Raw genomic sequence first — 222 nt, forward strand, 5'->3', positions numbered from 1 at the left:
CACTTAATGACTCGCTTGCACTGTTTGAAGTACTCATCGAAGCACTTGTACTACCTGAGTTACTTAGACTTGTTGATGTACTGTCGCTTATTGATGCGCTTGCACTTGATGAGTCGCTTTGTGACGTACTTAAACTATCTGATGTTGATGTACTTAGTGATTCCGACGTACTTGCGCTAACTGAAGTACTACCTGATGTACTTGTTGAGCCACTTAGTGACT

1 pseudogene is annotated in these 222 nt (G+C 41.9%); it reads left to right on the plus strand.

The features are described 5' to 3' along the window. A pseudogene (locus HMPREF2642_RS11725) lies at window positions 1–222 on the plus strand (hypothetical protein); the annotation flags it as partial.

The sequence above is a fragment of the Staphylococcus sp. HMSC055A09 genome, from assembly GCF_001809655.1.
Classification (GTDB): Bacteria; Bacillota; Bacilli; order Staphylococcales; family Staphylococcaceae; genus Staphylococcus; species Staphylococcus capitis.